This is a genomic window from Schaedlerella sp., from assembly GCF_056796775.1.
Genome location: NZ_JBQIKP010000047.1, coordinates 17,114 through 34,846, shown reverse-complemented (window position 1 = coordinate 34,846; position 17,733 = coordinate 17,114). Strand labels below are relative to the sequence as shown.

Here is a 17,733-nt window from a genome sequence, read left to right as displayed (position 1 = left end):
TGATCATTCTGTCAAAAAATGCAAATGTACCATTGATTTTATCTTTAAATTGTTCTAATATAGTGTTCATAGGGTCATCCTTTCGTATGAATGCTACTGGGGAATTTAGTTCCCGATTGATGATTGGTACACAGATACCGTAAGTGCATTATAGCACATGCATCAACGATTGGATGATCCTTTTTATTTGAAATTAACTATAAAAGTTTGATTGCAGCTATAAGCTGCGCTATGTGATGGCCTGAACACCCATAAGTCGGAAGCCCTTGTCCGCTTTGTGGCAGAGGCCTGTGTCCCTGGTGTGGAACTAGGCAAAAAAGGAAAGACAGGGATCCTCAAAAGTAAGAAAATCCGAGCAGATTTCCTGCATGACCCTTCCCACCGGATCCGCTTTGTGTATACTCCGAAACACAGTTCCTGGATGAACCAGATTGAGATATGGTTTGGCATCATTAACCGAAAGCTGCTGAAGCGGAAAAGCTATCTGTCAATAGAAGAACTGGAAGCAAGCATCTTGCGCTTTATTGAACAGTACAATCTTACAGCACACCCATTTAAGTGGACATATGCTGGGATACCATTAGCAATTTAATCACTGATATTTAAGCAATGCTGTACTAGTACAATGTTGCATTAATTTTGAAGTAATAAGCGTTCGATGTTCATGTCAGTACAAGGCGGAGGAAGGAGGCGATGCCGGTAGCATCGTTGACTGCAGATGATAGACGCGACAATTTCCATTTATTTCATAAGAAGAAACTCCTTTCAAAAAGTATATAATCAAGGAGCTTCGCCGCAAATTTTTCGCAATTTATCAATTAGGGAAATATTACTAAAAATAGGGCGGTATATTTGTGCAAAATTAAGCAAGAAAAAATTAGAAAATCTGAGTTGAGGAAAAGAAAAAGCGGTATGGAAAATATGCCATACCACTAAAAAGATGGAATATTTTCCACCTGTACGGTTGGATGCTCTTTGGGCATCTACCATTTATAAAAATAATTCCTTTGCTTTTTGCATCCGCTCGGCAATCGGTACAGAGAAAGGACATCTGCCCTCACAGCTTCTGCATCCGGTACAGTCTGATGCATTTGCATTTAACTGCTGATAATGCGCGCGGACTGTTCCCGGAACCGCGTCTGACATCAAGGCAAGATCATATAACTTATTTACCATAGCAATGTCAATCCTGGCAGAGCATGGCGCACAATGCCCGCAATAAGTACATTGTCCTGTAGAAAACGCATGCCGCGGAGCCGATGCCAGGACACTTGCATAATCTTTTTCCTCACTGGTAGCGGTCTCATATGCCACAGCCTCGTATACATGCCGCGGATTGTCAAACCCCGCCATAATTGCCGCTACTGCCGGCCGGGTCAGCGCGTAATGAATGCATTGTACCGGTGTCAGAGCCACTCCAAAAGGGGATGTCTGTTTCTGGAACAGACGTCCCCCCGCATACCCTTTCATAACCGTAATCCCTACGCCGTTCTGTTCACAGATCTTATATAATTCTTCCCGCTCCGGCGCGATTCCGCTCAGTTTTTCATCGTATTGATCTGTAAAATATTGTTCCAGATCCGTAACAGGCGGCAGCAGATCAAAAGCCGGGTTGATACTGAATAAGATCATTTCAATCTCACCATGGCAGGCCGCCATTTTAGCAATCTCCGGATTATGGGAACTCATTCCGATATGGCGGATCTTTCCTTCTTTCTTTAATTGCCGCACATACTCTATAAACTCTCCATTCATTACATGATCAAATTCTTCTGTATTATCAATAAAATGGATCATTCCCAAATCAATATAGTCCGTCTGCAGCCGTGCCAACAGGTCTTCAAAAGCCGGTTTTACTTTTTTCAGATTTCTGGTTCTGACATATTGTCCATTTTCCCAAATAGAACCAATATGCCCCTGGATGATCCACCGGTTACGTTTTCCTTTTATCGCCGATCCGATATTAGACCGGACATTCGGTTCGGACATCCAGCAGTCCAGAATATTGATCCCTTCCTCTTCACACACATCAATTACCGCTTTTACTTCTTCCGTATTATGACGCTCCAGCCATTCTCCGCCGAGCCCGATCTCGCTGACCATTAAGCCTGTCTTTCCAAGTTCCCTGTATATCATAATCCTTCCTCCGCTTTTCGCATCTTTTTCTTTTCTGTTACCACCATTTTCCTCCTGTCTCCATTGCTTTTTCATACATCCCCCGCAGATAATGTGGGTTCATATCTTCTTCATAGCACATCTTAGGCATATATTCGTCCGGAATTAATTTCTTACATTCTGCTTCAAGTTTTTGTAAATTCTTTGTTTCAATCCATATGACTCTCCGCAGCCATATATTATCCGAGTACCTCTTTCTCTTCCGCCCTGTCTGCCTGCGCAAATGAGATCACTGCCTCATTCTTCCTCATAAACAGCAGCCCGAAGGACCCCGGTCCGCAGTTGCTGGCGATTGCGGAAGACGCCTTCTGCACGTAAACCCGTTCGAAAGGACAGTACTGCCGCACCAGTTCCTGGACATATTCCAGCTTCTTTTCATCCATGCCTGCATAGGTAATGAACAGGATGCTCCGGTCGATGTTTCTGGAGTCTATGAAAACCCTTCGGACATAGCTTTTCGCAACATGCGTAAAATCTCCCATTGCCATGCCGATGACCACCATCCGGCTCTTCCGCAGCACGATGAGTGGATGCAGCAGCAGCGCATCGCAAATGACCTGGATCCGTTTGGATATCCGCCCCGACTGGCACATCATATGTGTGCTGTTAATGACAAACGCAGAGGAAATATGATTCCTGAGCCGCTTCACGCCTTCCACGATCTCTGTCTTCGAAGCATGTTTCTCCGCCATTGATACGGCAAACAGTACGATCAGCCCAAGACTGCTGGACAGATGCCCGGAATCAATCACCGTAACATTTTCAAAGGATTTCGCCGCTTCCACCGCATTGTTGTAGCCCTCGCTGACATGCTTTGCCATGGTGATATGGATCACATTCTGTGCCTCGGTCAGCTTATCTGCAAAGAAACGCTCATAGTCTTCGACCTCAGGAGCCTGAGAGTAACCGCTCCACCCCTCCGAAATGTGCATCAGCAATTCATCCGGCTTCAATTCCAGCTCATCCAAGAACCGCCCCTCGTCCGTGCAGATATAGTATGGACACACGGATAGATGAAACTTTTCCTTTAGAGATTGGGGAAGGTCGCATACACTGTCCGTTGTGATCATAAGTGAAAGCCGTTTCGCATGCTCAAAGATCAGGACGTCCTTTCCAATCTCGGACTGGCCGGATTCCTCCGTCAGCTTTACCAGTTCCTTCGGCAGGATGCTCATAACCGCCGCTTCCAGCAGCGCGCCGCTGACCGGCTTCGCCAGATATCCGCTGAAGCCCTCCTTCCGGTAAAGCAGCTGATTGTCACTGCCCGCATTAGCGGTCAGCGCGATCACGGGTACATCCTGGCATAATCCGCCCGGCTGGGTACGCAGCGAGTGAAAGCACTCAATTCCGTCCATCTCCGGCATCAGGTGGTCCATCAGGATTCCGTCATAATGCTGTTCCAGAGTCCGCGTCAGACATTCTTCGCCGCTTGACGCCGTATCAATCTGGATCTTCGTTGCGGATAGCAGCTTACGCACCACGACCAGGTTCATATCATTGTCATCTACCACAAGAATGTGGGCATCCGGCGCCTCGAAGCTCTGCCTGTACTGCACCCCCTCATGAACCTTCATACGGGAAGCCAGTGTAAATGTCCCCAGTTCCTTATCATCTATGATATCCTGCTCCAGCATGACAACGAACTTGGAACCCTTGGTATAGACGCTGTTGACACTGATCTCGCCGTCCATCAGCTCTACCAGCTGCTGTACAATGCTGAGCCCCAGCCCGGTCCCTTCGATGTGTCGGTTTTTTTCTTCATCCACCCTTCGGAACGCATTAAAGATATAAGGAATATTTTCCTTTTTAACCCCCTGTCCGGTGTCCTCCACGGAATACCAGACGCGCACCCGATTCAGTCCCAGACGCTCACACCGGACGGAAAGACTGATAGAACCCTCAGTGGTATACTTTATGGCATTGTTCAGTAGGTTGATCAGGATCTGCTTGATACGCACCGCGTCGCCGCAGAGCATGCTTGGAATCGAAGAATCCACATGGAGGCGAAATTCCAGCCCTTTTTCCTTAGCCTTGATCCAGATCATATTGACGATTTCCGAAAACAACTCTCCGGTTTCATAGGAATCATTGATGATCTCCATTTTTCCGGATTTAATTTTGGACAGATCCAGGATATCGTTGATCAGTGTAAGCAGCAATTTGCTGGCTCCCTGGATATTTCTTGCGTTCTCCGCAACATCCTCTGGGATGTCCCCCCGTAGGATGATCTCGTTTAACCCGATGATGGAGTTGATGGGCGTACGAATCTCATGGCTCATACTGGAGAAGAAATGATTTTCCGCCCTGTTCAATTCTTCAATCTCCTTCTTCTGCTCCTTGGCCAATTTGTTCTCTTCTTCATAGAGTCTGTTCAAAAACATCAGAAGCACACTGGTCAGCAATCCCACCATGATTACAGAATTTGCAGAGTCAAAGAAAGAATGTCTCGGCGTATTCCGCGCCACAAGTTTCGGAAAGTAAAAGGATATATAATAGCAGAGCAATGTCTCGGCTGTACAGATCACGAAAAAAACAGCCTTCCGCCTTCCTGTCTGGGTAATGCTGATATAAATAAAGCAGAGCACAAACCATTCCGGCATTCCGCTGTAGAACCCGCCTGCCGTGAAAAAACTCACCGGGAACAGCAGAAGAAGCAGGACCGCAATGGCAGTAGCCCCTGTAATAATACGTTCCTTTTGAATACTGACCTTCGTGATCATAAATATAGCAGCAAGGCTGACTGCAAGCAGCAGCCAGTTCATGAAAGTTCTGCCCATCGGCAGTATAAAGATCAATGCGATCATGCTGACGCCTGTAACCACACGAAACATACGCTCCTGCAGGCTGATCCTATGGTCAAAGATGATTTGAAGCCATTTTTTGAACACGCGGTATTTCCTCCTAAACTATAATGTATCGCCCCTCGCCGAAGGCTCGGCAGCACCTTACCGTAAGACAGCTCTGCCTGTTTTTGCGGCTGTCTTCCTTTATAAATCATATAAGCTTATAACCCGGCCATGCTTTCACATACCTCTTGATACATGTGCAGCAGTTCCGAATGGTTCTGCCGGATGTATTCAACGTCTTCCCTCTTTCCAGCCAGTTCCAGTTCCTTCGCCCGTCCTGAGAGCACTTCCGCCCCGATCGTCAGAGATGTACTCTTCAAAGCATGGACCTTGACCGCATAATCGTTCCAGTTTTCCGTCTCGTAAAGGGAAGTGATCTCTGCCGCCTTCTCTTCTCCCTGGGATGAGAACATGCGCAGCATCTCCAGATAAAATTCCTCTTCGCCGCAGCAGTAATCCAGCCCCATCTCTACATTGATCCCTGCCTGTACGAGACGGGCACGGGGCAGGACAGACCCTTGCGCAGAATCATTTTCTTCCGATACGCTGCCGTCGGATCCAGCTGCGTCCGGCACATCTGTTTCTGTTCCAGACGCGTCCGGCATGGCGGCGCCCGTCTCATTCTCTTCCTGACCAAACGCGCCTGATCTGTCATCCCGGGACGGGATTGTTGTCTGCTGCTTCGTCTCATCTGTGGAAGTACCGGCAGAAGCTTGTATACCTTCCTCCGGACTGTCCGGAATCGTAGGCTCTGCGCCATACTGGATCCGATCCTTCGGCAGTACCCTGCGCAGTACCCTTTCCAGGACGGCGCGCTCGATGGGTTTTGGGATAAATTCCGTAAATCCCTCACTCCGGAACATTTCCCTCGCTCCGCTGATCGTATTCGCGGTCAGCGCGATCACCGGCAGTTCCTGATAAGCCCCATCGTCAATCTCACGGATGAACTGCAGTGTTTCTACTCCGTCGAAGCCCGGCATCATGTGATCCAGGAATACGATATCATAGGAATTCTGACTGCATCGTTCCACCGCCTCCCGTCCGCTGAGGCAGGTATCCACCTGCATCCCGTAGCTTCCCAAAACACCTTTTGCGACCACAAGGTTCATCTCTTCATCATCTACGGCAAGAACCCGGACTCCCTCACAGGTAAATGGCCTGCGGCCTGCCGCCTGTGCTTCTTCGAATCCATTTTCCTTCACCTCGCCGTTCAGCAGGTTCACCACGGAAAGGGCTGAGAATGGCTTATGGATGATCAGCAGCCTGCTGGCCCTGTGAAGCATAAAATCCTTCTCCGCGATCACAACCACCCGCAATGTTTCCGCCAGTTCTTCATAATAGGAATGATTCTCTTCATATTCAGCCTGCGCGATAAACACATGGGTCAGCTTACAGGTACGCTGCAACTTGAGCAGCCCTTCAAAATTGTGTGCCTGATATCCCTCAATGCCAAGCCCATCCACCAGGCTCAGGATCAGCTTGTCGTAATAACGCCGGACTTCGTCGCAGCTGTATTTCTCCGGCCTGAAGTAGCAGGCGATGCAAAGTTCATCCGCATTGGAAAGCACAATGGCCGGACTGTCGTCCGCCACGCCCTGCGGAATAGCGATATGGGCATGCAGCCCCTGCTGTCCGTCGCTTTCAAAATGGATAAATCCGCCCATCGCATGGAGGATCCCCCGCGCGATAGGAATCCCAAGTCCCAATCCCCCCGCGAAACGGCTGCTTCCGGAATCCGCCTGATAAAAATCATCAAACATCTGCGTAAGCTGGGACTCTGTCATACCGATACCGGTATCGTAAATGTTTATGATCAGGTTGATCCCATAGCTTTCACGCCGAAATTCTATACAGACGTTTATTCCGCCTTCTTCCGTAAACTTGATTGAGTTTTCCAGCAGGATCTTCAGTACGTGGGAAAGCTTTTCCGCATCCCCGACCAGCATCGACGGTATCCCCGGATCGATATCAAATACCAGCTCCAGTTGATTCCTGCTGCTCTGCATTGCCGTCATCGTGATCACGTCATTGAGCACGGAAATGATCATGTACTCTTCCCTCGCCGGGACCAGCGTGCCCTCTACAATCTCCGTATAGTCCAGCATATTATTGATCTGATTGGACAGGCGCTTTCCCGCCAGCTGTATGGACTGCATATCTGTCCGAAGCTCGGGAGAAAGATCCTTCTCCATAGCCACCTCGCTGATCCCCAGCACCATATTGATCGGTGTTCGCAGCTCATGGGATACATTCGACAAAAACACCGCGTTCTGCCGTCCCGCGGTCTCCAGCTGCGCAAATGCGGCATCATACCGCTTTTTGTCCGCCCGCCTCCTGTTATGCCGGTGCCTGGCGATCTCCACCGACCCTGCCGTCACTGCGATCCCCAGCCCCAGACGTATGATGTCCCGGGTCTCCATGCCGGAATAGATGGTATGCAGATACAGAAAATGATACAGCAGTATCAGCACATACAGAGCAGCGATCATGTACAGCAGCCGCTTTTTATCCAGCATGGAAAACATCAGGACCATAATGCAGGCCACGGCCGGTAGATCGTAAAGACTGTCCCCATGTATCCCAAAGAAGAAAAATTCCACCAGCAAAAGGCCGGCGCACAGATAATCATAAAACGTTCCCGAGCAGGTCCTTCCGATATGCAGGCACCAGATGCTGACACTGCCGATCACGATCAAAGGGGTCATCCACATCTCCCACGACATCGCCATCGTGATCAGGATCAGGATTACGCTGAATACACTGACCGTAGCCGCCTGGAGCAACTGCATACTTATCTGTTCTTCCGTTCTCATCTCTTGATCAAACTCCTTTGCAATTCATCTCCCCGTGATTCTTCGAATCTACGTGAATCCTATTTTAGAACAGATCGCATGTAAAATCAAGTATTACAGACTGAGATTCTTACTATTCACGGTCTGACCGGTTACAGTTCACGGCATGTGAACTGTAACGCATCCAGCACAATGAAAATCGCCTAAAGACGAGGGGCCGGATACCTGAAACCGCTGCTTTACTGACCGGATGCCTTGCGTCGGAGCGCAAGACACCATGAACAGCAACCTCAGATCCCCGCGATTCTCCCCGCTGTCCGATAGGCTCCCCGGTACACTCCGTACATCACTCCGACGATCGCGGCCATCAGCAAGATCTCCGCCATCAGCATTTTTACCTCAAAGACCTGCAGGCTCATATCGTTAAAATACGTCAAAAGCAGGGAAAAACCTCCGGAGATCGCGCACCCTGCAGCCACGGGATAAGCGAAAATCCGGCGCAGCTGTACCCGGATGACCTGTTTCACATACGCCCTGTCCGCCCCCAGCTTTTTCAGATCCTCAAAAAGCTGCCGGTTGTCCATGGCAATGGTGATGCTCCGGACATAGCTCATCATGCCTGCCGCCGTCAGCGAGATTGCAGAGACATAGATGCTGAGCAGGACAAATACCGCTACCATTTCCATGGCCTCCGCCTGCAGCAGGACCTTCGAAAACGGAGCGTACTTCCACTCCTGGATCAGCCGGGGATTGTCCGGCGACAGATCGATCTCTCCGGCATAGCTGTAGTCCCTTCCTTCCGCCAGCGCCAGCTCCTCCTCCCGGGCATCATACAGCGTATAATGGTTGGAAGTTGCTGTTGCCCGGGCGGTCATTTCCTGCTTCAGCGCATCTGCGAAATCATAGGTTTCCATCACATGCTTCACGTTAAATAAGATATGTTTTTCCTTCCCTTCCTCCGAAATTCCTTCGGCAAACCGGCGGTAGTCCTCATCCGCCAGCACAAAAGCAAAGGGATCGCTGACAAGATTCAGATTGCCGCACTCCACGGTTCCCATAAACCGCGGCTTCATCTCCTCTTCGGAGCCGGAAAAGCGGATTGCGTTCAGGCAGTCATAGTCGGTCCAGAAGGACTCCGGGGATCCTTCCGCGGCAACAGTCCGGTACTCCCCGCTGCCCAGCGTAACCTGGCTCCCGGAAATCCTCGCGAAATCAGAAGCCGATACAAAGGAAGCCAGCTTTTCATATTCCACGTCAAAGTATCGTCTCTGTTCATCCATATCTCTCCCTGTATAGCGGATGACCAGCTCCAGTGAGTCCAGTTCTTCAAAGGAAGTCATCTCCACGCCGTATTCCTCTGCCAGCTCCCGGATCTCCTCCTCTCCCATCTGCGCTTCCCCGGCCGGATAGTGGAGGGAATAGTCATACGGCATATCGCTGCCTCCTTCTGTCACGCTGTAATAATACATCACGCCCCAGAAGGCCGACAGCACGATCACGAACACCAGCAAGGAGATCACGCACATATTCCGGGTAGTTTGCCTGGCTGCAAAACGCATCAGATTGGTGGAAATGATATTGCTGTAGTATGTTTCCGGATGTTTCCCTTTCCGGGACTGCCCCACGGCGCTCAGGATCACCAGATACAGGCCTGCCGCACAGACCAGCCAAGTCAGATTCCAGACGGCCGGCATCCCCTGGCGAAACAGCCGGACCGTCAGTTGTGGGACTGCCATGGCCAGAAAGAGGCCCGATACGATCAGCAGGATTCCCAGTTTTTTGCTCCACGGACTGATTTCTCGAATCATCTCCGTCTTTCGTCCGGCATTCAGGATCTCCATAATGTCTGCCCGGCGGATGAAACGGATCCCCAGGAACAGGATGCACAGCGACAGCGCCACCGCAAACAGCAGTCCCGCAAATACGCCCGCGATCCCGAAGCGGTATTGCATCTGCTGCGTGTCGATCACCAGCATCCGAAACAAAAGCCAGATCAGATAAGAGACCGGCAGAGCCGCCGCCAGACCGGAAAGGATATAGATTCCCACCGAAGCGCGCAGCTCTGAGAACAGCTGACGGGACAGTTCTTTTTTCTCTGCCCCCAGAGCCAGCATCACCCCGAATTCCCTGCTTTTTTGTCGGAAAAACAAACTGCTTCCGTACAGGGTAAAGAGCAGGCAGCCCACCGCCACCGCCACCAGCATGAGCCACATCAGCTTCCTCGTATCTCCGCCCGGCGGAAGGGCCTCCTGGATTGAGGGCGAGAAAAACATCATCGCAAAGGAAGACACCAGGAGCATGGATAAAAAGATGCAGATTCCAAGCAGCCGGTACTGGTCCTTGTTTTTTCTGCGAAGCTTTTCCGTGATCTTATGCATTGTCATCGCTGTCACCTCCCAGGGTACGGATGGTATTCAGTAGCTCATCCATGAATGCTCTTCTTCCGCCGCTTCGTGTCAGCTCCCCATAGACCTGCCCGTCCTTCAGGACGACTACCCGGTCACAGAAGGAGGCCGCAAAGCTGTCATGAGTGACCATGAAAATAGTCGCGCCCAGCTCCTGCTTCGCCTGTAAAAACGCGTCGATCACAGCTTTGCAGGACTTGCTGTCCAGATTCCCGGTGGGCTCGTCGGCAAGAATGACATAAGGCTGGTTCATCAGTGCCCTTGCCACCGCGGTACGCTGCTTCTCCCCGCCGGAAATCTCGACAGGATATTTTTCCATGATCTTCTCAATGCCGAAAAGCCGGCAGATATTCCTCGCCTTTTCTTCCATCTGCACCACCGGGCGGCGTGCAATGATCTGGGGAAGGCAGATATTCTCGAACACACTCAGGCCGTCCAGAAGCATAAAATCCTGAAAGACGAACCCCATCTGCCGGTTGCGGACTCTGGCCAGCTCCGTTTCATTCAGATCGGAAATGTCCTGGTCTGCCAGAACGATGCTCCCCTGCTCATGTGGAATAAAGCAGGAAATGCAGTTCAGCAGGGTGGTTTTGCCCGATCCAGACGGCCCCATGACGGCCACAAACTCCCCTTTTTCCACCCTCAGTGATACGTCCTTTAATACCGGATACACCAGGCTTCCCGATGTATAGCTTTTTGATAAATGCCTGACCTGCAGCATAAAACAATCCCTCCTTTGATAAAAATGGTTTCTAAAATAGTTCCGACTGTAAATAGTTTAAATACTTTTTGTATGGAACGCATTGCGGAAACTGTCATGTTTGGTATCGATTTTGTAAAGTTTGCGCCGGAATGCTGGAACTGCATTTACAAATCCGGGGTTTTTCTGTAAACTAAGGAGCTGTAGGAACTGTGTTCCTCAGAAAGGAAGGACCCCTATGATCAGCATCGGAATCTGTGATGATGAGGCTCCCACGCGCCGTGCCCTCCGCACTCCTCTGGAGCGGAAGCTGCAGCTGCTTGGAATCTCTTACCGTATTTTGGAATACGACTCCGGCGAAGCATTGTTTTCACATCCGGAGCGCGAATATTTGGATATTTTATTTCTGGATATTGAAATGAAACAGATGAACGGCATGGAAACCGCCAAAAATCTGAGAAAAAGGAACTCCCATACGCTCCTGATCTTCGTAACCGCTTACCCTGACTTTGTATTTCAGGGATATGAGGTGCATGCCTTCCATTATATTCTGAAGCCCTATGAGGAGCACAAGATCCAGGCCGTTCTGGAGCAGGCATTGGAAGAGCTCGGGAGGGACCGGGAACCGTATTTTACCCTGGAGCGGAAATCCGGTATTCTGAAAATCCCTTTGAAAAAGGTCCTGGCTTTTTCCAGTGACCGAAGGAAGGTTGTGATCTTCCTGAATGACGGAAGCAGACCTGATTTTTACGGGAAGCTGGATGAGGTGGAGTCCGGACTGCCGGACTATTTTGTACGCTGCCACAACCGGCATCTGGTGAACCTGAACTTTGTAAGCGCTCTGGAAAAAGACCGCTGTATCTGCGGGGCATTGCAGTTTCCGGTCAGCCGTGCCTTCCGCCAGCCCCTGGAAATTGCCTTTGCCCGTCTCCTGCTGCGGTGAGCTAAAACGCTGTTTTGGAGTTGTAGAAAAATAGGAGAATCACCATGGATCTTATATCTGTTATGTATAATGTCGGCAAAATCCCTAATTGCATACAGGGTTTCCTGTTTTACCGGATTCTATGCCATTTTGCGCAGAAACGGGACGGAAAGCTCTGGAGCGCGGCCGGATATATTTCCTGCGCCTGCCTCTCCAACATGATTATCTATCCGAATGATTTTTTTAATGTGGTCCTGGAACTGGTCTGGTTTCTTGCACTGATGCTGCTCGCCTTCCAGGGCAGTATCTGGCAGCGTCTGGCTGCCGTGGCCGTCCTCTATCCCCTGATCGTCAGCCAGAACTTTTTTGTCATGGATATGCTGGGTGTGCTGGGTTCTTCCCTTGACTGGCCCATTGCCATAGACCTGTTCTGTACCATAGCGGATCCCATCCTGCATCTGCTGATCTGGTACGGCATTTACCGCTTTTTTGAAAGGCATCTGGTTCAGGCCCGGAAATTATTCGGCCATAAGACCTGGATCCTGCTGGATGTCATCTGTCTGGCCTCCCTGGTGAGCATAACCACCAGCATCCTCTTTGCCCCGGTTCAAAGCTATTACATGTGGCCGGCCGCCTTTTCCTGCTTTGCAACCAACCTGGGCTGCATCGCCCTGACGGAATATTTTGTCAGAAGCATCCGGCAGGACATGGAGCGGAAAAACCTGATGCTTCAGAAAAGCTATTATGAAGAACTGGAGCAAAATCAAACCAAGATCCGCAGATTCCGCCATGATATGAACAACCATCTGGGCGTGATCCAGGCTCTGTTCCGCTCAGGAAATACAGAGGATGCCGAGCACTATATGGAGGAAATCGAGACGCGGCTGGCGGCCCGCACTCGTGTCTTTTGCAAGAACAGCATCATCAACGCGGTTCTCAATGCCAAATACAATCTGGCGCTGGAGCAGGGAATCAATGTTTTTTTCCACATTGACCTGGACAGACTGATCGGCCTCGACCCGATCAGCCTCTGCTGCCTGTTTTCCAATACCCTGGACAATGCCGTCGAAGCCTCTGTGAAGATACCAGACCTTAAAAAGCGCCGAATCTCCTTAAAGGCCAGAGTGACTGAAAACGGTTATTTCACCTTTGAAATAACAAACACAAAAGCAAATGCCGTCCGGGAACATAAAGGCCGGCTTGTATCCGATAAAGAAGATTCAGACACACACGGCCTGGGCCTGGCAAATGTTCGGGAAATGGTGGAAAAGTACAGCGGCACTCTGGATATCTCCTATACGGAGACTACCTTTACAGTGACTGTTCTGATCGGAAATGTATAATCTTCGATACAGCAGCAGCGCAAACCGGACGGCTGGAATAATTTTTGGTTCATGAATTTTATAACTTTTTCTTCTGCATGGACAGCATCTTATCCAGATAGATGGACTTAAACTGCCTGCTCGCCAGGGCCTGCTTCAGGGGCGGGAGCTTTAAGATGGCGCCGAATACGGCTGCCATGGCCCGGTGATTGGCAAAAGCCTGATTATCGAATATCAGGTTCTGCAGCGTTCCTTTTTCGATGGCCTGCAGGACAAACCGGTGCGTGCTGTTTACAGGTGTGATCACCTGCACCGGACGCCGTTCCAGCTCAATAGCCCCGGTGGGACAGTTCCGGGCGCAGACACCGCAGCCCAGGCAGATCTCCGTGTCGATCACCGGATGCTTCCTGCCGCGCTCCTCTCCCTCCTGCCCCTTCTCTTCTATGGCAATGGCCAGGATCGGACAGACCTTCGCGCATTTTCCGCAGCCGATGCATTTCTCCAGGGACACTCTGGGAATATAATTGGTCGTGGCCACGGGCTGCATGGGGCTGAACTTCCTTGCCGCCTGCAGCGCTTCACAGCAGCAGCCGCAGCAGTTGCAGATAAATGCCGGATGCTCCCGGACATTTTCTCCGATCTGCACCAGGTTAGCGGCATAGGAACGCTCCAGCGCATCCATGGCCTCTTCCCTGGAGATGAGCCGCGCATACTCCCCATGCTCGGCCAGGGAACGGGCCACATTGTCAAAGGTCAGGCACACATCCCAGGGCGCGTCGATCTCACAGGGGTGTCCGGCATGATACATCTTATGTCTGCAGTAGCAGGTACCAAGCCCGATATACTTTGCTTCCTCCACGATATGCGAGGCACGCTCATAGTCCAGGATGTGGTTCGTCTTGTCATTGGTCAGCACCGGCTCCTGCACAAACACCCGGCCCAGCCTTGTCTCTGTCACAAAGAACAGATCTTTGACAAAATCCTCCTCCACATTCATATACTGATAATACAGCTCGCTCAGATACTTCTGGTCAATATCGCCTCTCGTGCGCATCAGGGCAAACTCAATAAAGCCTGCCATCGGCGGCGGCATCACAAACTGCCGCTGCCCATGGTAATCAGAATCTACCAGCAGCGCTTTTTCACAGAGGTGGTCCAGGAGCTTCTCCGCCTTTGCCTCCGTTGTCCCCCAGATCCTGGCCGCCTTTTTCAGCGTAAACGGACGGACCGGAAGCAGCGCCACCCACTTGGCCTCCTTCTCCGTGTACAATACCTGCAGGATCTTATATAACGTATCTGACGCGGGAGCTCCCTGGGTAAACCAGTTGATCCGCTCCTCCAGATTCTTGTAGGCATCTCTTGTTGTCATATGTCCCATCGTTTTTTTCGCCTCCTGTCATTTGAGCCTTGTTGTTCCGTGCAGTTCTGAAACCGCGGACATCACCTGCGGCATCAGACAAAATCCTGTCTGCGGTTCCTGATCCCTTGCACATCACGACTCGGTCCTTCTGGTAGTATAACACAAATAAGATCGAAGAGGAGCATTTTTCTGAAAAAAGGCTGATAATGCAACGATGTGCTAGCCATCACTTCACTGAGGGGACCTTTGGATACTTATGATTTCATCCGCCGGAATCTCCGTTCCGTCCTCCAAAAGGATCGCCCGCTCGTATTCCTTTATCTTCTTCACACAGCCGGTCACAGTTACATAGGCCCCTCCCGATTTCTTCGGATCCGGCACAAAATAAGTAAAGGACACGGCTTCCCCTCTGCCGATCTGCTCCTGTATCCTGCGCAGCTCCCGATTCAGTTCCTCCCTGATGCCCTCGTCCAGCTCTGTCCGTACTTCCGTCAGCCGGGCGGTCTCCCTGACGGCCTCGTAATGGCCAGAAAGCGCCGCAAACGGCGCAAACTGTGCCGCCCGGTCCTGGATCGGCATGGGCGGATGGGTCCTGGATACGTGATGGGGAAGGTCAATCATATCCTGGTATTTGTACATCTCCTTGCGGTTGATCATGCTTTGTACTGCCTGACTCATGCTCTGTGCCCTCCGATCTGCCGATTCCGGTCGATGACCGTAGATCCCTCCACCAGATTTGCCCCTTTTAAAATCGCATTTTTTCCATATTTCTTTTTGATATCCAGCATGGCTTCCTGCAGCTTCCTCTCACGCTTCCGCTCCGACTCTTCCTCCTCACGCTCCTGCTCCAGCCGGGCATAGTCCGTGAATAAGTCAAGCTGCTCAAACGCAGGCGTATCGGCTGCAGTGCCCTCGTCCGCCACGCGGTTTGCACTGATATAGATCCTCCGGATCAGAAAGCCCGGGTTGATGATCCTGTCATATAAATCCAGAACCGCATTCACGATACACTTTGTGGACGAGGTCTGCCTTTCCAGGTTGGCAGTTCCGTGGGCGTGTCTGGGCATCTTCCGCCCATATCGGTCTGTCGTGACCTCCGTCTGCTCCGGTCTGCGCACTGCCGGATCGGATAGATTCCCAATGTCATAGCCGACCGTCAGGACGATCTGGTCCGTAACCAGCCCTTTTTCAACCAGATCCAATACCAGCTGCTCCGTCATCTCCCGGACGACCATTCTCGCCTCCCCGGCGGAATAGGGATGATGCAGGACCTGGCCGGAGCCCACGCTGCTGGTGCTGGGCTTATAGTTCTTGATATCCGCCATGGTACAGGACTCCCATCCCCACGCATGGTCGATCAGCAGCTCCGCGTTGACTCCGAATAACCGGTAAAGCAGATCTTCATTGTAATACTCCCCCGGCTTTCCGATGGAGCATCTGGCGATGTCTCCCATCGTAAACATGCCATACTCCTCCAGCTTCTTCGCATAGCCTCTGCCGATCCGCCAAAAATCGGTAAGCGGCCGATGAGCCCACAGGATCCGGCGGTAGCTTTTTTCATTGAGCGAGGCGATACGCACTCCGTTCTTATCCGGAGGAATGTGCTTCGCCACGATATCCATGGCCACCTTGCACAGGTACAGGTTCGTCCCAATCCCTGCCGTGGCCGTAATTCCTGTGACAGTGTGGATATCCCGGATGATCCGTCCGGCAAGCTCACGGGCCGACGCGCCGTACTTTGCCGGACCAGGGACAGTCTCCGCATGCCAAAATTCCCTTGTCGCAGAAAGACCGCCCATCCTGTCGGAACAGACATGAGGAGGCGTCCCTGGCGTATCCCTTCTCGGAGGGATTCTGTCTGCCTCCCCGGGACAGGCATGATAGGACGCCCCTGGGGCACAGGTATCCAGATAATGCGTCACATCCATCATGATCTCGTCGATGGAATATACATGGCAGTCCTCCGGCGCTACATATTTTAGATAAATCTCATAGATCCTTGTGCTGTATTCGATATAGAGTGACATCCTGGGCGGAGCCACAATATAGTCAAGGGCCTTCTTCGGCGATGCTTTCAGCTCTGTATCATCACAGGAAGCGCCCTCAAGACGGCGGTCCGGCGAGCGCATCTGCCTCTCTGCATTGACCTCTCTGACCCTCTGCATCACCTCGAACAGCCTTGCTCTTCCAGAGATCCCATAGGCCTTGAGAGAAGGGGACACCGCCAGACAGATGGTCTTCTCAGTGCGGCTTAAGTCCGCCACCACCAGATTCGTCGTCATGGGATCCAGGCCTCTCTCCACACATTCCACGGAAGCATAAAAGGACTTCAGATCAATTGCAATATACACGGGATCCTTTTGAGCCATAATCATCACCTCACATCTATCACAGTATACTCGGCAGATTTCATCGGCTGTGGGTATACCTCAGGGCATCCCAGCATGGCCATAGCGGGATGTCCAGGTATATAAGATTCCCTGCGGCCAGCAAAAAACCACCGCAAACATTTGTTCTTTTTATATTATAGCAGAACTTACGTTTGTTTTCAACAGAATAAAAATATATTTTTATATCACCAATACCATCCCATTATTGCCATTCGGCCGTTTCACAAGGTGTAGAAATATCGAAACCTTCATTTTAACCTTTATACTTCTTATATATAGCTATAATATCTCGTTTCAAGTAAACCGGTATCTCTGTACAATAGAAGCTGAAAAACAGCGGCGCGTTCTTAAGATCGGCATACCTTGGAAGCAGTGTACAAATGAAAGACAGGCGGTGGACATTTATGAATGAAAACAGTATCAAAAATAATTTTGACTTCACTCCCATTGGGCTGGAGATAAAAAAAGCCCGGGAATCCAGGAAAATAACCAGAGAAAAATTAGTAGAAAAGCTCGATATCTCTACACGGCATCTGCAGGCAATCGAAATTGAAGGAAGGTATCCCAGCTTTGGCCTGCTGGTCCGTCTTGTCACGATGTTTGATATTCCCATTGATCAATACATATTTCCCGAAAATGCGGGGTCAAAAAGTGTGGAACGAAAACGGCTGGATCTGCTCCTGGACAAATTGGACGAAAGGGATCTGTCAATTATCGAGGCAACTGCCATGGGACTGTTTCAGGCAGGAAAAAGGACAGAGGGTTAAATCCTCTGTCCTTTTTCCCCATACTTTAGTATATAGAAAACCTGCCATTGACAG

General features: G+C 50.7%; 12 protein-coding genes. 4 read left to right on the top strand and 8 right to left on the bottom strand.

Annotated features, from left to right (window positions below; translation table 11 throughout):
• Positions 1-241: 241 nt before the first annotated feature.
• On the top strand, positions 242-592 hold the full coding sequence (locus ACTOY7_RS17340) for a transposase (protein ID WP_482672715.1): 351 nt from the start codon (positions 242-244) through the stop codon (positions 590-592).
• Positions 593-990: 398 nt separating this feature from the next.
• Here ACTOY7_RS17340 and ACTOY7_RS17335 read toward each other — a convergent pair whose 3' ends face one another.
• The 5 genes from ACTOY7_RS17335 to ACTOY7_RS17315 all read right to left on the bottom strand — a co-directional run bounded on the left by ACTOY7_RS17335 (position 991) and on the right by ACTOY7_RS17315 (position 10,939).
• Positions 991-2,136: an aldo/keto reductase gene (locus ACTOY7_RS17335; protein ID WP_482671082.1), complete on the bottom strand. Its 1,146-nt coding sequence runs from the start codon at positions 2,134-2,136 to the stop codon at positions 991-993.
• 218 nt (positions 2,137-2,354) lie between these two features.
• Entirely contained in the window at positions 2,355-5,063 is a 2,709-nt protein-coding gene (locus ACTOY7_RS17330; RefSeq protein ID WP_482671083.1) for a DegV family protein, read from the bottom strand.
• Positions 5,064-5,179: 116 nt separating this feature from the next.
• On the bottom strand, positions 5,180-7,834 hold the full coding sequence (locus ACTOY7_RS17325; protein ID WP_300884856.1) for a response regulator: 2,655 nt from the start codon (positions 7,832-7,834) through the stop codon (positions 5,180-5,182).
• A gap of 269 nt (positions 7,835-8,103) precedes the next feature.
• Positions 8,104-10,197, bottom strand: coding sequence for an ABC transporter permease (locus ACTOY7_RS17320; RefSeq protein WP_394684427.1), 2,094 nt, complete (start codon positions 10,195-10,197; stop codon positions 8,104-8,106).
• Positions 10,184-10,939 carry an ABC transporter ATP-binding protein gene (locus ACTOY7_RS17315; protein WP_160281339.1) on the bottom strand — a complete coding sequence of 252 codons (756 nt, stop codon included), beginning with the start codon at positions 10,937-10,939 and terminating at the stop codon, positions 10,184-10,186. The genes ACTOY7_RS17320 and ACTOY7_RS17315 overlap by 14 nt, the downstream gene beginning before the upstream one ends.
• A 217-nt stretch (positions 10,940-11,156) precedes the next feature.
• Between ACTOY7_RS17315 and ACTOY7_RS17310 the strand changes: the two genes are divergently transcribed.
• Positions 11,157-11,861, top strand: coding sequence for a LytR/AlgR family response regulator transcription factor (locus tag ACTOY7_RS17310; protein WP_160281338.1), 705 nt, complete (start codon positions 11,157-11,159; stop codon positions 11,859-11,861).
• 44 nt (positions 11,862-11,905) lie between these two features.
• Complete coding sequence (locus ACTOY7_RS17305; protein ID WP_160281337.1) at positions 11,906-13,183, top strand: sensor histidine kinase; 1,278 nt, start codon at positions 11,906-11,908, stop codon at positions 13,181-13,183.
• A 58-nt stretch (positions 13,184-13,241) separates the two neighbouring features.
• Here the strand turns inward: ACTOY7_RS17305 and ACTOY7_RS17300 are convergent, their stop codons facing one another.
• From ACTOY7_RS17300 to ACTOY7_RS17290, 3 genes are all read right to left on the bottom strand, one after another.
• A complete protein-coding gene (locus ACTOY7_RS17300; protein ID WP_300884852.1) occupies positions 13,242-14,540 on the bottom strand; it encodes a 4Fe-4S dicluster domain-containing protein in 1,299 nt (432 codons plus the stop codon).
• A 213-nt stretch (positions 14,541-14,753) separates the two neighbouring features.
• Positions 14,754-15,200, bottom strand: coding sequence for a YolD-like family protein (locus ACTOY7_RS17295; RefSeq protein ID WP_160281335.1), 447 nt, complete (start codon positions 15,198-15,200; stop codon positions 14,754-14,756).
• Positions 15,197-16,891 (bottom strand): Y-family DNA polymerase, encoded by a 1,695-nt coding sequence (locus ACTOY7_RS17290; protein WP_300884850.1) that lies wholly within the window; start codon positions 16,889-16,891, stop codon positions 15,197-15,199. Before ACTOY7_RS17290 ends, ACTOY7_RS17295 begins: the two co-directional genes overlap by 4 nt.
• 425 nt (positions 16,892-17,316) lie before the next feature.
• Here ACTOY7_RS17290 and ACTOY7_RS17285 point away from each other — a divergent pair, with 425 nt between their 5' ends.
• Positions 17,317-17,679, top strand: coding sequence for a helix-turn-helix domain-containing protein (locus ACTOY7_RS17285; protein ID WP_160281333.1), 363 nt, complete (start codon positions 17,317-17,319; stop codon positions 17,677-17,679).
• The last annotated feature ends 54 nt before the right edge of the window (positions 17,680-17,733 follow it).

Coding starts and splice junctions, on each gene's coding strand:
- ACTOY7_RS17300 (WP_300884852.1), bottom strand. CDS start 14,540: ATGGGACATATGACAACAAGAGATGCCTACAAGAATCTGGAGGAGCGG.
- ACTOY7_RS17325 (WP_300884856.1), bottom strand. CDS start 7,834: ATGAGAACGGAAGAACAGATAAGTATGCAGTTGCTCCAGGCGGCTACG.
- ACTOY7_RS17285 (WP_160281333.1), top strand. CDS start 17,317: ATGAATGAAAACAGTATCAAAAATAATTTTGACTTCACTCCCATTGGG.
- ACTOY7_RS17310 (WP_160281338.1), top strand. CDS start 11,157: ATGATCAGCATCGGAATCTGTGATGATGAGGCTCCCACGCGCCGTGCC.
- ACTOY7_RS17315 (WP_160281339.1), bottom strand. CDS start 10,939: ATGCTGCAGGTCAGGCATTTATCAAAAAGCTATACATCGGGAAGCCTG.
- ACTOY7_RS17335 (WP_482671082.1), bottom strand. CDS start 2,136: ATGATATACAGGGAACTTGGAAAGACAGGCTTAATGGTCAGCGAGATC.
- ACTOY7_RS17295 (WP_160281335.1), bottom strand. CDS start 15,200: ATGAGTCAGGCAGTACAAAGCATGATCAACCGCAAGGAGATGTACAAA.
- ACTOY7_RS17320 (WP_394684427.1), bottom strand. CDS start 10,197: ATGACAATGCATAAGATCACGGAAAAGCTTCGCAGAAAAAACAAGGAC.
- ACTOY7_RS17305 (WP_160281337.1), top strand. CDS start 11,906: ATGGATCTTATATCTGTTATGTATAATGTCGGCAAAATCCCTAATTGC.
- ACTOY7_RS17290 (WP_300884850.1), bottom strand. CDS start 16,891: ATGGCTCAAAAGGATCCCGTGTATATTGCAATTGATCTGAAGTCCTTT.